10 protein-coding genes are annotated in these 15,817 nt (G+C 48.8%); 9 read left to right on the top strand and 1 reads right to left on the bottom strand.

Annotated features, from left to right (window positions below; all coding sequences use genetic code 11):
* Window positions 1-432 precede the first annotated feature (432 nt).
* The 8 genes from AN477_RS09590 (at window position 433) to AN477_RS09555 (ending at window position 10,764) form a co-directional block, all read left to right on the top strand.
* Window positions 433-1,737, top strand: coding sequence for an extracellular solute-binding protein (locus tag AN477_RS09590; protein WP_054968935.1), 1,305 nt, complete (start codon window positions 433-435; stop codon window positions 1,735-1,737).
* Window positions 1,738-1,803: 66 nt separating this feature from the next.
* Window positions 1,804-2,736: a carbohydrate ABC transporter permease gene (locus AN477_RS09585; RefSeq protein WP_054968934.1), complete on the top strand. Its 933-nt coding sequence runs from the start codon at window positions 1,804-1,806 to the stop codon at window positions 2,734-2,736.
* Between the two features lie 4 nt (window positions 2,737-2,740).
* Window positions 2,741-3,556, top strand: a complete 816-nt coding sequence (locus AN477_RS09580; protein ID WP_054968933.1) for a carbohydrate ABC transporter permease — start codon at window positions 2,741-2,743, stop codon at window positions 3,554-3,556.
* A gap of 15 nt (window positions 3,557-3,571) precedes the next feature.
* Entirely contained in the window at window positions 3,572-4,519 is a 948-nt protein-coding gene (locus AN477_RS09575) for an ArsR/SmtB family transcription factor (protein WP_054968932.1), read from the top strand.
* A 64-nt stretch (window positions 4,520-4,583) separates the two neighbouring features.
* Complete coding sequence (locus AN477_RS09570; protein ID WP_054968931.1) at window positions 4,584-6,389, top strand: glycoside hydrolase family 2 protein; 1,806 nt, start codon at window positions 4,584-4,586, stop codon at window positions 6,387-6,389.
* A gap of 163 nt (window positions 6,390-6,552) precedes the next feature.
* Window positions 6,553-8,433 (top strand): beta-L-arabinofuranosidase domain-containing protein, encoded by a 1,881-nt coding sequence (locus AN477_RS09565; protein WP_245631775.1) that lies wholly within the window; start codon window positions 6,553-6,555, stop codon window positions 8,431-8,433.
* 10 nt (window positions 8,434-8,443) lie between these two features.
* Window positions 8,444-9,553, top strand: a complete 1,110-nt coding sequence (locus AN477_RS09560) for a family 43 glycosylhydrolase (protein WP_054968929.1) — start codon at window positions 8,444-8,446, stop codon at window positions 9,551-9,553.
* 209 nt (window positions 9,554-9,762) lie between these two features.
* Window positions 9,763-10,764, top strand: a complete 1,002-nt coding sequence (locus tag AN477_RS09555; protein ID WP_157061890.1) for an aldose 1-epimerase — start codon at window positions 9,763-9,765, stop codon at window positions 10,762-10,764.
* Between the two features lie 3 nt (window positions 10,765-10,767).
* Here the strand turns inward: AN477_RS09555 and AN477_RS09550 are convergent, their stop codons facing one another.
* Entirely contained in the window at window positions 10,768-11,580 is an 813-nt protein-coding gene (locus tag AN477_RS09550; RefSeq protein ID WP_054968928.1) for a carboxypeptidase-like regulatory domain-containing protein, read from the bottom strand.
* Between the two features lie 308 nt (window positions 11,581-11,888).
* Between AN477_RS09550 and AN477_RS09545 the strand changes: the two genes are divergently transcribed.
* Complete coding sequence (locus tag AN477_RS09545; protein WP_054968927.1) at window positions 11,889-15,809, top strand: glycoside hydrolase family 13 protein; 3,921 nt, start codon at window positions 11,889-11,891, stop codon at window positions 15,807-15,809.
* Window positions 15,810-15,817 lie beyond the last annotated feature (8 nt).

Raw genomic sequence — 15,817 nt, 5'->3', positions numbered from 1 at the left:
TTGACCATTTGAGTTTTGATACGAGGTAAGTCCCGTCTAAAATGATTTAAATGTGAGTTGTAATGCTCCCAATCTGTCATCCCCCCGGTGACTACCCAAGCGGTACATCTATTGTTGTGGTCAACGCAGTAAATGATTAATATAAATTGTTTTTAAACAATATAACGCATGTTAAAATATACTGCTACTGCCATGCACGGGATGGAGTAGTCTTATGCGCAGGCCATACGTCAGGGGCTGATTCCTAAACAAACATACCGTGAATGCGCCGAACTAAGGCGCTCAAACGATAAAAGGCACTGATCTAAAGGAAGTTCCTTTCTTAAATTAAATTAAATTAACTGAATCCTATTGAAAATGTGAACTGTGTGTATTATCATCATTTCAACAACAATATTTGATTTATAACAATATATATTGGGGGAATGAAATGTGAGGATCGGGAGGAAAGCGTTTTACTTAGGTTTGTCTGCTGCAACCCTAGCTGCCATAACAGGTTGCGGGACTTCTTCTGGTAATGGAAACGCTTCGGGATCTCAGGGCGGAACAAACGGTTCAGGTGCTATCGTTATTAATTTCTGGAGTTCCGGTCCCGCAGGAAAGGGCTTTCAATCCGTGATTAGTAACTTTAATAAAAAATACAAAGGCAAATATGATGTTGTTTTTAAAGCGATTCCTTACGCAAATGAAACTGAATTAGTCAACTCTGCACTGTCAGCTCACAAACAACCAGATATCTTAGAGGAGTCTTTGACACCTTCAGCACCGTACGCCTATGAGGGGATAGAGGAACCTATTGAGCCGCTTTTAAAATCTGTCGGTATTAATCCATCAAAAGATTTTCCTGCATCTATGTGGAATGGTACGACGGTTAATGGGGTACACTACGTGGCACCTCTCGATGCCCTTCCCACGTTACTCTATTACAACAAAGCATTGTTTAAACAAGCAGGCTTGAATCCGAACGATCCTCCGACAACGGAGGCACAGTTTGTTTCCGATGCCGAAAAGTTAACGAACCAGTCCAAGAAACAATGGGGTTTTGTTGAACAGCCCGAATTTAATACTTGGACTTTTCCATCTCTACTTTCGCAGTTTGGCGGACAGGAAGCCAATGCATCCACTCGTAAAATTGAGTTCAACAGCCCAGCTGGTCTAAATGCACTTAATTTCCTCTACAATACGATATTTAAATGGCATGTATCTCCTGAAGGTGCGTCCCCCAACGAGTACAGCACTCTGTTTGTAAAAGGTCAGAACGCGATGTCAATGAGTGGTTCATTCAACGTAGAAGCGTTTAAGAGCGCATTAGGTAATAATCTTGGGATCGCGTTGCTGCCAAAAGTCGGTTCACAAAATGCCGATTTCCTTGGACAGAATTACTGGTGGGTATTTAAGAGCCCTTCCTTAAATGCTCAGAAAAAACAGGGTATCGCGTTATTTATGAAATATATGTATGACAACAGTATGACCTTGGCAACAGAGGATGGACTTTTCCCTACCTGGGAACCGGCAATGAAGAATCCACAGTTTAAGAATGAATACAGTATGAATGTTCAAGAAGAGGCAGTTAAATACGGAGTCCTTAACCCGCTGATTCCAAACTGGGGAACGACGTCGACTCAAAATCTCTATCAAACGATGGATGAGTCCTTATTGGGAAAATTAGCCCCCCAAGCTGCATTATCTCAAGCCGCTAGCTCGATGCAACAAGAAGTTAATCAGTTGGTGAAATAACTAAGATGCGGTGGCCGGAATGCATGCATTATGCATTCCGGCTGCACACAGCATTGGGGTGACAATATGGCGGAGTATAATTCTGGTTTAGCTACACTACATCAACCAATTCCAACTCGTAAAAGGTCATTCAAGGTCGCAGTTCTAGATAACTTGGGGTCCTTCAGCTTTACTGTCCCTTACCTTGTTGCATTTATATTGTTTGCTGCCATACCCGTTATTTTTGGGTTGTACGTTAGCCTTCACGACTGGAACCCAGTGACGGGAGCTGGGCAATTTACTGGTCTGTCCAATTACCTGCAACTTTTTAATTCCAGCACGCTTGCCGGGCACGACTTTCTAATTGGCCTGCGCAATGTTGTTCTTTTCACTGTGATCAGTGTCCCTTTTTTGGTCGGGATCCCAACCGTGGTATCGTACTTGATTTATTGTGGACCATGGAAGGGGCTGTTCCGAGCTATATTCTTTTTCCCGTCTGTACTCTCTGTTACGGCGATTACGACAGTTTGGTCGTGGATCCTTGCAACCCAAGGGGGATTGTTGAGTAGTTTGTTTGGTATCCAGTTACCCTGGCTAACTCAGCAACCTTTTGCGTGGATTTCCATTGATGCGACTACGGAATGGTGGAGCATGGGGTTTAATATTGTAATTCTCTATGCTGGGCTGACACAAATTCCGACCTCGTTATTTGAGGCTTCTAGAATTGACGGTGCTTCACCGTTGAGAATATATTTCTCCATTGTTATCCCGCAACTAAGGAACATCATATCTGTAGTGACAGTCTTGGGAACAATAGCTTCATTCAATCTTTTTGCCCAATCTTACTTGATGACGAGTGGAGGGCCTGGGAGTTCCACGGAACCTCTAACGATGTTTATCTACAATCAGGCCTTCAATGAGATGAAAATGGGTTCGGCGACCGCGATGGCCTTTTTAATGGGGATCATTATCATGATCATCTCATTTATTCAGTATCGAGTTGCCAGGGATAGGGGATGATATAGTGTCTATCAAAAAATTACCCGTCGTAATCGTGCTCGTGATTGGCAGCATTATCATGATATTCCCTATATTATCTTTGCTAGGTGCTTCATTTAAAACGCACACTTTAGTATTCACTGGCGGGATCATACCGCAACACCCAACGTTGAAAAATTACGCGACCATCTTCTCGTCTAATATACCGCTCCTGAGATGGATTTTGAATTCCATATCTGTGTCAATCATAGCGTCGCTGATTGTTGTGGTCATCGATTCATTGGCAGCGTACTCGCTTGCGAAATTGAAGTTTGCGGGAAGGAACGTGATTTTTTACGTCATTGTCAGTTCCTTGATGATCCCTCCAATTGCAACACTGATCCCGATGTACCTGGAATTTTCTTCGGCAAATTTGTTGAATACGTATTGGGTTCTGGTTCTCCCGTATTCAGCAAACGCATTTGGGATTTTTCTGCTGTATCAGTTTTATCTAGGGATTCCAGATGAGCTGGTTGACGCTGCCAAAGTCGATGGAAGCAGTAAATTCCGTACGTGGATATCCATTTTCGTGCCATTAAGTACTGCCTCCTTAGCTACATTAGGTTTGTTGACGTTTATGAATGTTTACAATGACTTCTTTTGGCCCTTGGTTTCTACGAATTCCAATGGGATGAGGACAGTCACGGTAGGTGTTGCATTAACTGCAATTGGCCAATATACCACCAATTATGCTGAATTGATGGCCTTGACCTTTTGTTCAATCATCCCGATGCTCCTGGCATTTATCTTTGCTCAAAGGAAACTGACACAAGGGATTTCGACAACAGGATTCAATCTGTGATAAGGGGATTAAGATGTGACGGAATTTTTAAGTCATCTAACCGTTCAGTTACACGATTCTGTAGAACTTGCAAAAGCGCTCTCTACCGAGTTGAGGGTTGCCATTCTTGAAGAAATCATGAAGCAACCAATTAATGTGAATGAAATTGCGATTAAATTTGATTTACCCCCTTCGACGGCTGCAATCAACATCAGAAAATTAGAAGAGGTTGGATTGATCAAAACAGAACTCGTACCAGGCACACGTGGTGCTCAAAAAATTTGTAGAGCAGTTTACGGGCGCATCATCGTTGATATCGAGCCGCCGAAGCCTGAGCCGAAGAACCAAATCCTGTTGAGTATGCCGATTGGACATTTCTCGGACTGTTTAGTGACGCCAACCTGCGGATTGATAAGTGAACACTCTATCATTGGGGAGTTTGATTTACCCACCTCATTTTATGAACCCGACCGAGTGAATGCACAATTAATCTGGTTTAAACAAGGCTATCTCGAGTATCGGTTCCCAAATAAAATTCCATACGGAGCGGATCCCGCAACCCTGACTTTGTCGATGGAAATCTGTTCTGAGGCGCCTATGTACAATCCTTCATGGCCGTCCGATATTACATTGTGGGTTAACGGAGTCGAAGTGGGAACGTGGACGAGTCCAGGCGACTTCGGCGGAGAACGGGGGGTGTTAACACCTGAGTGGTGGGGGATAGAGAACACTCAATTTGGTATATGGAAAACATGGAAAATTTCTCATGAGGGTTCCTTCATTGATGGGAATCAAATTTCAAACATAACACTTAATGAAGTCGCATTGAACGGGTCGAGCAGTATCAGCGCAAAGATCGGTGTTAAATCGGACGCAGTTAACGTTGGTGGATTAAACATTTTTGGCAAGAAGATGGGAAACTACAATTCTGACATTGTGATGCGTATTGATTATTCAAATGGGATTACAAGGGGGAAGAACTAGGCCAATCAATTCAGTTTGAACTCGCCGTAAGAGTCGACAAGGTTAACCTAAGGAGTGAAGTACGATGACAACAACACAGAAAAATGAGCCTCGTCCAGAGTATCCACGTCCACAAATGACTCGCGACGAGTGGATGAATCTAAATGGCGATTGGGAGTTCGAAATCGATAACGGCCGTACGGGTCGTGAGAGAAATATACTTAATAAGGAACGATTTAATCAGACAATCGTTGTGCCATTTTGCCCGGAAAGTAAGCTCTCTGGTGTTGAAAACAAAGACTTTATGAGTGCGGTTTGGTACCGCCGCACATTTACTGTGCCTAAGGAATGGGAAGCCAAGAAGCTTGTTATTCACTTTGGGGCTGTGGATTATGACACAGAGGTCTGGGTAAATGGTGTTAGCGTGGGTACCCATCGCGGAGGATATTCCTCTTTTGCGTTCGATATTACCGACCAGGTTCAGCCTGGTGAAAATGTTGTGACAGTCTGTGCGGAGGATGATAACCGCACCCGGCTACAGCCCCGGGGGAAGCAAAGTTCACTGTATTACTCACATGCCTGCGACTATACAAGAACCACAGGAATTTGGCAGACGGTATGGCTGGAATGTGTGAACGAAACGTATGTATCCTCATTAAAATACTATCCAGATCCGGATAACGCGTGTGTACATGTTGACATGAAACTCACCGGCCATCTAACAGATGCTACAGAAGTACAGATTCAAGTAGTGTACAAGGGAAACCCGGTTGGCGAAGTTACCGCAACAGTAGGGACACACAGTGTTCGAATTCCCGTTCCGTTATCTGAAGTCCACTTGTGGGAAGTGGGAAAGCCGAAACTATATGATGTACAACTGACGGTTTTTCAATCAGGTTCAGTGGTAGATGAAGTAAAAAGTTACTTTGGACTCCGTACGGTCACTCTGAGTGGCAAAGCGATTCTCATCAACGGCAAGCCTGTCTTTCAGCGGCTGGTTCTGGATCAGGGATTTTACCCGGACGGCATATATACCGCACCGACCGATGATGCTCTCCGCCGAGACATTGAGCTCTCACTGGAACTGGGATTTAATGGTGCACGATTACATGAGAAGATGTTCGAAGAGAGATATCTTTATTGGGCAGATAAGCTCGGGTACATCGTGTGGGGCGAGCACGCAAATTGGGGGCTCGACATCTCTACTGCGACGGGCTTGGAGCGGTTTTTACCAGAATGGATGGAGGGTGTAGAGCGCGATTTTAACCATCCTGCCATTATCGGGTGGTGCCCATTCAATGAGACATGGGACAACATGTCAGCCAACAATGCTCAACAGAATAACGAGGTGTTACGGATTGTCTACGAGGTAACCAAGCAATTAGATTCCACGAGGCCCGTTATCGATACGAGTGGCAACTTTCATGTTGTTACGGATATATTTGATATTCATGACTATGAACAAGACCCAGATGTATTTGCCGCAAAGTTTGAACCCATGAAACATGGTGGTGAAGCGTATAACACTTTCCCTCTCCGACAGAAGTACCAAGGTCAGCCGTATTTTGTGAGTGAGTACGGCGGAATTTGGTGGAATCCGAATCAAGTGGATGGAAGTGGTTGGGGTTATGGAAACCGGCCGAAGTCGGAGCATGAATTCATACGGCGCTATGAAGGGTTAACGACAGCCTTATTAGACAATCCAAACATATGCGCGTTTTGTTACACACAATTGTATGACGTGGAACAAGAGGTGAATGGTTTGTACACCTATGATCGCAAACCAAAATTTGACACTGAAACGATCCGGAAGATTAACACGAAAGAGGCAGCTATTGAAGGCAAATATTCGGTGGCAGCAATTGCGAGCACTGACTTGACTCACCAGTGACTCTACATTAAGGGCCTTCAGCGAGGGCGCTCCATGCCTTGTAGTACGGGTGTGTGGGCGCCCTAGCCATAACCATTGATCATCACGGCACTATAGTGCCATCTGTTCTTCAAATGGTCCAGAAGTTGCAATTTAGACTTGTATACTGTGGGAGTGAATGGATTTGGATGACACTTTAAAGGAAGAGGACAACCTTACGTTGAGAAGTGCCTTTGCATTCCTGCCACTCGGCCGAATTCGACCAGAAGGCTGGTTAAGGAATCAACTACAGATTCAAAGAGATGGATTCACTGGACATCTTGAAGAACACTGGCATGACGTAGGACCGAATAGCGGGTGGCTCGGCGGATCTGGTGAGGGATGGGAAAGAGGCCCCTACTATGTTGACGGACTGCTGCCACTAGCATACCTGTTGGAAGATGAAGAGTTGATATTGAAAGCGCGCAAATGGGTAGAGTGGACCCTTTTAAGTCAAAGAGTTGATGGGTCATTTGGCCCACATGAGTTGAACACGATGAATCGTGAAATTCAAAACCAAGACTGGTGGCAGGACTTCATTATGTTGAAGGTTCTGACCCAGTACGCGGAAGTGACGAACGATGACCGTGTCGAACCGTTTTTGACTCGCTATTTCTACTACCTGAAAGATGCCTTACAGAGTAATCCGCTAAGGGAATGGGCAGAGGCGAGAGGTGCAGAGTTGCTGCTCTCCATTCAATGGTTGTATGAACGGACGGGAGATGCCGCTCTCCTCGAGCTGAGTGAAATTGTCTCTCAACAAATGATCGACTGGGGAGCAATATTTGAGAAGTTCCCATATACGCGCAAACAAAGAGAATGGGATCATCGCGTCCATGTTGTTAATTTGGCTATGGGTGTAAAGGCGCCTGCTGTCCTTTATCGACAAACAGCTGATGAGTCGCAGCGTCAGGCCGTTGACAGTGGTATTAAGAGTTTGATGATGCACCACGGTCAAGCTCACGGTATGTTTTCTGGTGACGAATGGCTGTCAGGTACACATCCTAGCCAAGGCGTTGAGCTGTGTGCCGTCGTAGAGTACATGTTTAGCATGGAACACCTCGTCCGTATCTTTGGAGATGGCGCTTTTGGAGATACTCTCGAAAAAGTCAGTTTCAACGCACTCCCTGCAGCAATATCGCCCGAGTGGGATTCCCATCAATATGACCAACAAGTCAATCAGGTGATGTGTAATGCAGCTAAAAGGCCATGGGTAAACAAGCCTGATTCCAATCAGTTTGGTTTGGAACCTAATTTCGGCTGCTGTACGGCGAATATGCATCAGGGATGGCCCAAATATTGCAGCAGTCTCTGGATGAGTACTTATGACAATGGATTAGCTGCTGTCTCCTATGCGCCATGTCATGTGAACACGACTTTGCCTGGCAATAATGAAATAGAATTGGATGTCCAAACGGAGTATCCATTTCGTGAACACGTTTTAATCACTTTAACATTGAAGCATGAAACACGCTTTCCCATGTGGTTGCGAATTCCAGGTTGGTGTCAGCACCCACAAGTGAAAGTGAATGGTAACTTGCAAAAAATCAATATAGAGAATGGCTTCACTTGTATTGAACGATCCTGGCATGATCAGGACTGTGTCGAAATTTTCCTGCCGATGCAAGTCGAAGTCAGCGAAAGAGGCAATAGAGCAATCAGCGTGCAACGCGGCCCACTTGTTTATGTGCTTCCGATTGCTGAACAGTGGGTTCAGGTTTGCAAGCGCGAACGGTTTCATGATTGGGAGGTGTATCCGATGTCTGCTTGGCGTTATGGACTTGAGGTTGATGGAGGATTTCAGGTTGAAACTCAAAATATTAGTTATCAGCCGTACCGAGCCGAAAGTGCCCCCGTTAAGTTGATTACTAAAGGCCGCCTTGTATCGAACTGGTTCATGGAAGACAACTCAGCGGGTGAGCCCCCAGCGAACCCAATACCGTATTCAAATGTTGTTGAAACGTTAGAACTCATCCCTTATGGCTGTGCTCGATTACGAATCGGAGAGTTTCCGGTACTCCGCTAGTATAAAGAGGATGAAAATTAGTCCCAGTGCGAACGCGGGTACACAGTCGATGCCTCCTACACAGTCAGAGGCCGGTACCTTCAAAAATCCGATCATGAATTCTGGCGCTGACCCGTGGGCTATCTATAGCGGTGGAAAGTATTACCTGACAATGACCACGGGTTCGGATGTCACGCTATGGGAATCCAAAGACCTGACGAATATCTCGCAGGGTACATCCAAGGTGCTTTGGCACTCGCCAGCTGGATATCAGGATATCTGGGCTCCGGAACTGCATCACATCGGTAACAAATGGTACGTTTATGTGGCAGCAGACCAAAACGGACCCCAGAATCTGTATATTGCAAAGATGTCGTCGCCGACCAAGATCAGCAGCCAGCGTGTTGAGATTTCTTCGCCCACCTATTCATGGGAGACCAGTGTTGCCCCCATCAACGAGGGACCAGAAGTGCTGAAACACGATGGCAAGGTGTTTGTCGTGTATTCGGCAAACGCCAGCTGGACCAACGACTACTGCTTGGGGATGCTGACATTGAACGGAACGGATCCAATGAACCCATCCGACTGGGTGAAGTCGCCCAAACCCGTATTTCAGTCCGGAAACGGGGTGTTTGGACCTGGGCACGCGTCGTTTACAGTCTCTCCAGATGGAAAGCAACACTGGATTGTTTACCACGCAGCCCGATTTTCAAAGGCTGGCTGGGATCGAGATGTGCGCACGCAACCGTTCACTTGGAGCAAGTCGGGTGCACCAGACTTTGGAAGTCCAGACCCGACATCGCAGATGTTGAACATTCCGTCAGGGGAGACACCCTACAGTGTATTGGTTAACGGTAAGACTACAAGACAGTCGTACACGTTCCAGTATTCCGTTCAGAAGGCCGGTCAGTATACCATCTATGTCCACTACGCCAATTCAGGACAAAGCGCCCTCGCGAACATGACTGTCAATGGTCAAGACGCATATGGGCCGTTTCTTTCGAATACGGGCGCCAATAACTCGTTTCAGATGGCTGTGACCACGGCGAATCTGAAACAAGGGAGCAACACGGTAAGCATCAGCCTGTTACCTTCTGCTGCCATAGATTCCGTGTGGGTCAGCATCAGACGAGCGTCATAAACTGCTCTGTGATGCAAAAGTAGAGATGGCATAAGGTGCAGTGTCGCGATCCGATGGGATCTCGATACTGCACCCATTTTGTGAAAGCATCGCTGATGGGATGACGTAGACAAACCCTCGATGCTCAGGTTGGGACTGTGGAACTGTGGGAATGGATAGCACGCGATGAACGGGGATTCAACCAAGATGCTGTAAAGGAGATGTGCGGAATGAAAAGGAGTGTCGAACATGAATCATTCCACGGCGAGGAGGCCGTTACACTCCGCTTTGGAAGGTACCTTGCAACGGTTCTTCCCGAGTGCGGGGGAAACCTCATCCGATTTGACGACGTTGAGCGGGGGCTCCATTTCTTACACACTCCCGAAGAATCCCAGATGGATCACTTCAAGACGGGCAACCCGTTTGTGTATGGTATACCGGTACTATTTCCGCCGAACCGGTACGAAGATGGCAAGTTTACCCTCAATAACAGGAAGTACGAGTTCCCTGTGAACGAGGAAAGCACGCACAATCATCTGCACGGCTTTCTATACAACGTTCCATGGAGCGTAGAGGACACAGGGTGCACAGATGAACGGGCGTACGTATCACTCAGCTTGAAAGTAAACAAACATCATTCTGTTTATCGCTATTTCCCGCACGAATTTAAAATCACCATCTGTTACGCGCTGTCAGAAAACGGGTTAGCGCAGGATGTTCGCGTTGAAAACACGGGTGTCGATCCGATGCCTTGCATGCTCGCCTTTCACACGACTGTGCGCGTGCCGTTTGCTGATGACAGTAACCTGAATGACTATCAGTTCACGGCAACGATTGGCGACAGGTGGGAGTTAACAGACAGGATGCTTCCGACGGGCCGGCATCAACTCCTCACTCCGGAAGAGCGACAGATGCAAAGTAGTGGTGTATCTCCGTTTTTTGAGATGATGGACAATCATTATTCAGCTCTACCGCAGAACGGAAAAAACTTTATGTCTTTGACAGACACTCGATTAGGTATTCGGTTTATCTACGACGTCGGCATGAAATACAAGTATTGGATGATCTTCAACAACTTTGGCAAAGGCGAGTTCTTTTGTCAGGAACCTCAGACCTCCCTCGTGAACGCACCGAACACTGGACTGTCAGTGGAAGAAACCGGGATCGTCATGCTCACGTCTGGGGCTGCTTGGTCAGAAACCAGTCGTTTTTATGTGGAAGACCTTAAATAGCCTTTACCTCACGGTCACATCAATCTGCCAACTTGCTGCGGAATTGCTCACGGTGATTGGGTATGTTCCTGGCTGCGTAAACACGGTTGAAAATGAGAACTGACCTTCTGCATTGGTTGAGAGGGTCTTATTGTTTGTGTTTGGAAGTCCTGAAACATTGAGCTTGGCATACGGGGCACCGACACCACCTGCGAGTACCAATTCACCTGAAATGGTTACGCTCTGACCGACATTCGCTGTGCTTGGTATCGCACTGACTTGGATGCGATTCACGTCGTCGGAGGGTGACATGATCCACTTTGTATTTGTCCACGCTGCACCCATATACAATCGTTGTTGCAGAAAGAGGTTGGCGTAATAGATGGGAACGTACGTGGTCGGGGCATTTGTCGCGGGATCGTCAGCGACTAGTTTCGGCGCCCTGACCAAGGCGTCTTGGTTGCCATAGATGGCGAACTGCATTTGACCGGCAGGCGGCAACCCTGCTTGTGGGCGCCGGCTTAGATTGACATTCCACCCGGATGGAACCGACGTGATGTCTAAGGTGTTCCCGTTCCACGTTGTGTAAACGCCGACCATTCTTAAGGCCTGCTGCAAGTAGTATATAGGGACCCAACTTGTTGGCTTTCCTGACCACGGATCATTCGCTACGACATGCTGCGGCAAAAATGCCGGGTTGCCTGCCATCTCTATTGTCGTTGGAGCATATTCAATCGACGTACTTGCATGTGCGACAACAGGAATCAGCAGTTGTACTGCAACTGCACCGGCTGCCATCATCCCGATTATCCCCGTCACACCCGCTTTGAATGTCATTCTGATAAGTCCTTTCCTCATCCATCAATGTTGAGGCTCATTTGATTTGTCGTGGTAACAATTAGACGGTGCTGTGCAGTCGGTGGTTACATCACGATTGGTGTTATTTTATGGCGATTTACGGCGAACGGGGTCGGAATATTTAAATTGAATCCAGTTTCTCTTCCTGCTAGCATAAAAATTAGAGTTATGAAATCGTTTGCACAGTGTGCACTGTTGTGTGCAAGGTGTGCACGGAGGATACCTATAAAGTACTTCCGGTGCAGCGAAGGGTAGGGTGAAATATAAATCTCTGGGGGGAGAGTCAGTTGAGTTGGAAACGTAATATGCGTGTAGCTGCGGCTGTGGTAATGACGGCAACGTGGCCGCTGGTGGCGGTCTCTTCCGTTGCGTGGGCAGGTACAGCGAGCGGGGGACAGACGGCAAACACGAGTACAAACACGAGTACAAACACGAGTACAAACACGAGTACAAACACGAACAGCAGCCAGAGTGCCTCGGTACAGATTGCGTCTGGCAACGACTTTACGGCGGGCAGCTCGGCAACCGTCGATCTCACCGTCTCCGGGATGAGCCTCAGCTCGTCCAATTTGACGGTCACCTTGTCGAATTCCGTAAACGGTTCTATCGACGTCTCAAAATATGCATCCGTAACGGGCACGGATACGCTGAGCCTAAGTTTGCCGGGCGGGGATTCCGGCGTGGGGGCGGGTACATACACGCTGACGGTCACGAGTGCGGGTATCAGCGGATCGACACAGTTGGCTGTTGCCCCCTACTCGACAGCGGGCACTATCCAATGGGACGCCATCTATACGGATGACAGTTCGACCTACGTATCGAACCCGAATCCTGCACCAGGGCAAAACGTCACCATCAGTGTACGAGCCTACAGTGGAAACCTGACCAGCGCCGTACTCAAATGTTATGACACAGCGCAGAGTAAGAGTTTCGACGTACAAATGACACCAGGCAAAACCTTTGGACCGTATCAACTGTGGACAGCGACTGTACCGGCGTCAAGCGGGGGAACCATTTACTACCGGTTTGACCTTTATGACGGATCGAACTTTGCTTGTCTCTCGGGGGATGGGCTCCATACCTACGATGACAGCAATCAAAACTTTCCGTTGCCTGTGGGTTCGGTGTCTCTTTCGCAAACAGACGCCAACCCTGGTGACGTGATTACTGCGAATGACCCTGTTGGAGACTTCTCCGGAAGCGGGTCGAGTGAGACCATTGTCACGTTCCGAAATGCATCAGGGCAGGTAGTTGGATCCTCTGTGCAGGGAACGAATGCTGGTTGGAGCAGCGTGCAGTTCCAAGTGCCGTCGTCCCTGCCGGACGGGCTCTATACGGTGGACCTGAACACAGAAGCGAAAGACGGCGACGGTGCGGTGAACGTCTCTTTGGATCGTCAGGCGACGCTTCTCGTCGGCCCATTGCCCGCGTGGATGAAGGCCTACTACCATGACTCGTTTAGTACGTTCTATCGTTCACCGTTTGGAGCAGATCCTGTCGGTACGCCGATCACGCTCCGGCTGCGCGGACCTCTCGATCTCAAGAGTGCGACGCTTCGACTGTGGGGTGCGGCGGGTCAGTCGGGAGAAACCGACTTGCCGATGCAGCCGCTTCAGATGTCGGCGAGTGAAATTCAGCACCAAGCGGGTGTTCCCGACGCATCTCAGTACAGCTGGTGGACGGTCACAATCCCCGCATCTGATGTGAGTCAGCCGGGGACGATGTGGTACCAATTCGAGACACAAACTGCGGGCGGTCAAACCATCTATTACGACGACAATGGGTCACAGTTGGAAGGGCCGGGGGCAGTTGGGTTTACGCCAAATGGACCGAGCTATCAAGTCAGCGTGTATCAAAAGGGTTTCCAGACGCCGAACTGGTTGAAGCACGCGGTGATTTATGAAATTATGCCGGACAGGTTCTACAACGGGAACATCGCGAACGACGAAAATCCGAATACGCAAAAGGGCATCTATGTAAACAGCAGCGGTCAGGAGTCTCTTGGGCCAATCGAGTTTCATCAAAACTGGAACAGCCCGCCGTATGACCCCAATGTCCCGAGTTCGTCCAACCCGGCTATACAGCAACTGCGCGGCAACGGTCAGTGGAATATCGACTTCTTCGGCGGTGATCTCCAGGGCATCCAGGACAAACTAGATTATTTGAAGAGCCTTGGCGTCAACACGCTCTATCTGATGCCGGTCTTTCAGGCGGAGTCGAACCACAAGTACGATACCGCCAACTATATGAAGATCGACCCAGGCTTTGGGACCCAGCAGGACTGGCTGAACCTTGTCAAAGCGGCTCATGCCAAGGGATTCCACATCATTCTGGACGGGGTCTTTGAGGATACGGGGAGCGACAGTGTCTATTTCAACAAGTTCGGGAACTTCCAGACCCAGGGCGCATGGCAGGCGTATCAGTCTGGCACCCCAACCTCATCACCGTACTATTCTTGGTATGAGTGGACGGGGAATCCGCAAACCCCGTATAACGGCTGGTTTAACATTGACACGTTGCCGCAGACCAACACGTCCAACCCGAGCTATCAGAATTTCATCTATGCAGGTAAAAATTCGGTCGCGAAACACTGGATTGAGCTTGGGGCGAGCGGCTGGCGTCTCGACTCAGCGGACAACGGAAACTACAACACCGCTTGGTGGAGCGGGTTCCGAAACGCTGTGAAGTCGATTGACCCGAATGCGGCGATCATCGGCGAGATCTGGAACAACGCCACCAATGACAACGGGACAGACTGGCTCACCGGATCGACCTTTGACAGCGTAATGAACTATCAATTCCGCAATGCTGTGATTGACTTTTTCCGCGGCACATACAACGACGGAAGCGTTCAGCACAACGGAGTCGACGCCGCCGGGTTCAACCAGCACCTCATGCGGCTGTACAGCGAGTATCCAAAACAGTCGTTCTACGCCATGATGAACCTGGTCGACTCGCAGGATACAATGCGGATTTTAACGATTCTCGAGAATGCACCACAGCCGAGTACCATGTCTGCATTGCAGCAGGATCAGTATCAGCCTTCCGCGGCGAACCAGAAGATAGGCATTGAACGGATGAAACTCGTGTCTGACTTGCAATTTGGCTTCCCGGGCGATCCGACAATCTGGTACGGCGACGAAGCTGGCCTGACGGGCTACAGCGATCCGCTCAGTCGACACACGTACCCTTGGGACAACCAAAACACGGATTTGCTCAATCATTACCGCAAGTTGGGTGCTATCCGAAATGCGAACCCTGTGCTTCAGACCGGGGACTTCGTACCGTTGTACACAAAGGGTATGGTCTACGCCTTCGCCCGAACCATCACAAACGGCCATGACGTCTTTGGCAGCAAGGCAGCCGATGCATCAGCCATTGTCGCGCTCAACAACCAAAACCAGGCGACCACGGTCAGCATCCCGATGAAGGGAACGATTGCAAACGGCACAAAATTGCTCGATGAACTGAACAACCAGTGGTACACCGTTCAAGATGGACAAGTGACGTTGAATCTTGCTGCCTATCAGGGGGCCATTCTCGTTACACCGTCGAAATCGCCTGTGGCGTATTTGCAAGAGACGAGCACAGTCGCCGGAACCATCAACGACATTGCCTGGACACCCGTTTCCGGGGCGACCGGTTACAGGGTGCTTCGTCAGGACCAACAAGGGCGGTGGCAGCCCGCCAGTAAGCCTTTGTCAGCAACCACATTGGAGCTGCAGGTGTCTCGTTCGGACCAGGCGCAGACATTTCGTGTGGAGGCACTGTTTGGGCCAAGTTCCACACCGGTCCAACACGGCTCATCTGCAGGCCAGTCAGGTGTGGAGCCGGCAAGTGCAATGAACGCGGTGTCTCCGTCGGTCGATGTGCCCGCCATGCCACTGAGTGCACCCACGGTTGAAGGCAAATTCGCCGCTGGCAAGGCTGAGCTTGCCATTACATCTGTGCGTGGGGCCACGCAGTACGTTGTGTACCAGGAGCAGACCAACGGATCGTACAAAGCGGTGGCAACCATCCCAGCGAAGGGCCAACCTGCATCAACATCTGGAAGGGCCGGGGCGGGCGCCAAACAGCGCATCATCCACGCGAGCATCCCAGTACCTTCCGGCGTGAGTGCGGTGACCTACCGCGTGGCAGCTCAGAATGCAGACGGTCAGGCAGTTACGGGCGCCATCACGGTGACGGACAGCAGCGTGCAGCACTGAGTTGTGAG

Source organism: Paenalicyclobacillus ferrooxydans, assembly GCF_001399675.1.
Taxonomy (GTDB): domain Bacteria; phylum Bacillota; class Bacilli; order Alicyclobacillales; family Alicyclobacillaceae; genus Alicyclobacillus_B; species Alicyclobacillus_B ferrooxydans.
The sequence above is the reverse complement of the archived record's forward strand: the minus strand, read 5'-3'. Positions and strand labels throughout refer to the sequence as shown.

Bases quoted from the DNA above. Each gene is read 5' to 3' on its own strand.
- AN477_RS09585 (WP_054968934.1), top strand. From the start codon at position 1,804: ATGGCGGAGTATAATTCTGGTTTAGCTACACTACATCAACCAATTCCA.
- AN477_RS09570 (WP_054968931.1), top strand. From the start codon at position 4,584: ATGACAACAACACAGAAAAATGAGCCTCGTCCAGAGTATCCACGTCCA.
- AN477_RS09560 (WP_054968929.1), top strand. From the start codon at position 8,444: ATGAAAATTAGTCCCAGTGCGAACGCGGGTACACAGTCGATGCCTCCT.
- AN477_RS09555 (WP_157061890.1), top strand. From the start codon at position 9,763: ATGAAAAGGAGTGTCGAACATGAATCATTCCACGGCGAGGAGGCCGTT.
- AN477_RS09550 (WP_054968928.1), bottom strand. From the start codon at position 11,580: ATGACATTCAAAGCGGGTGTGACGGGGATAATCGGGATGATGGCAGCC.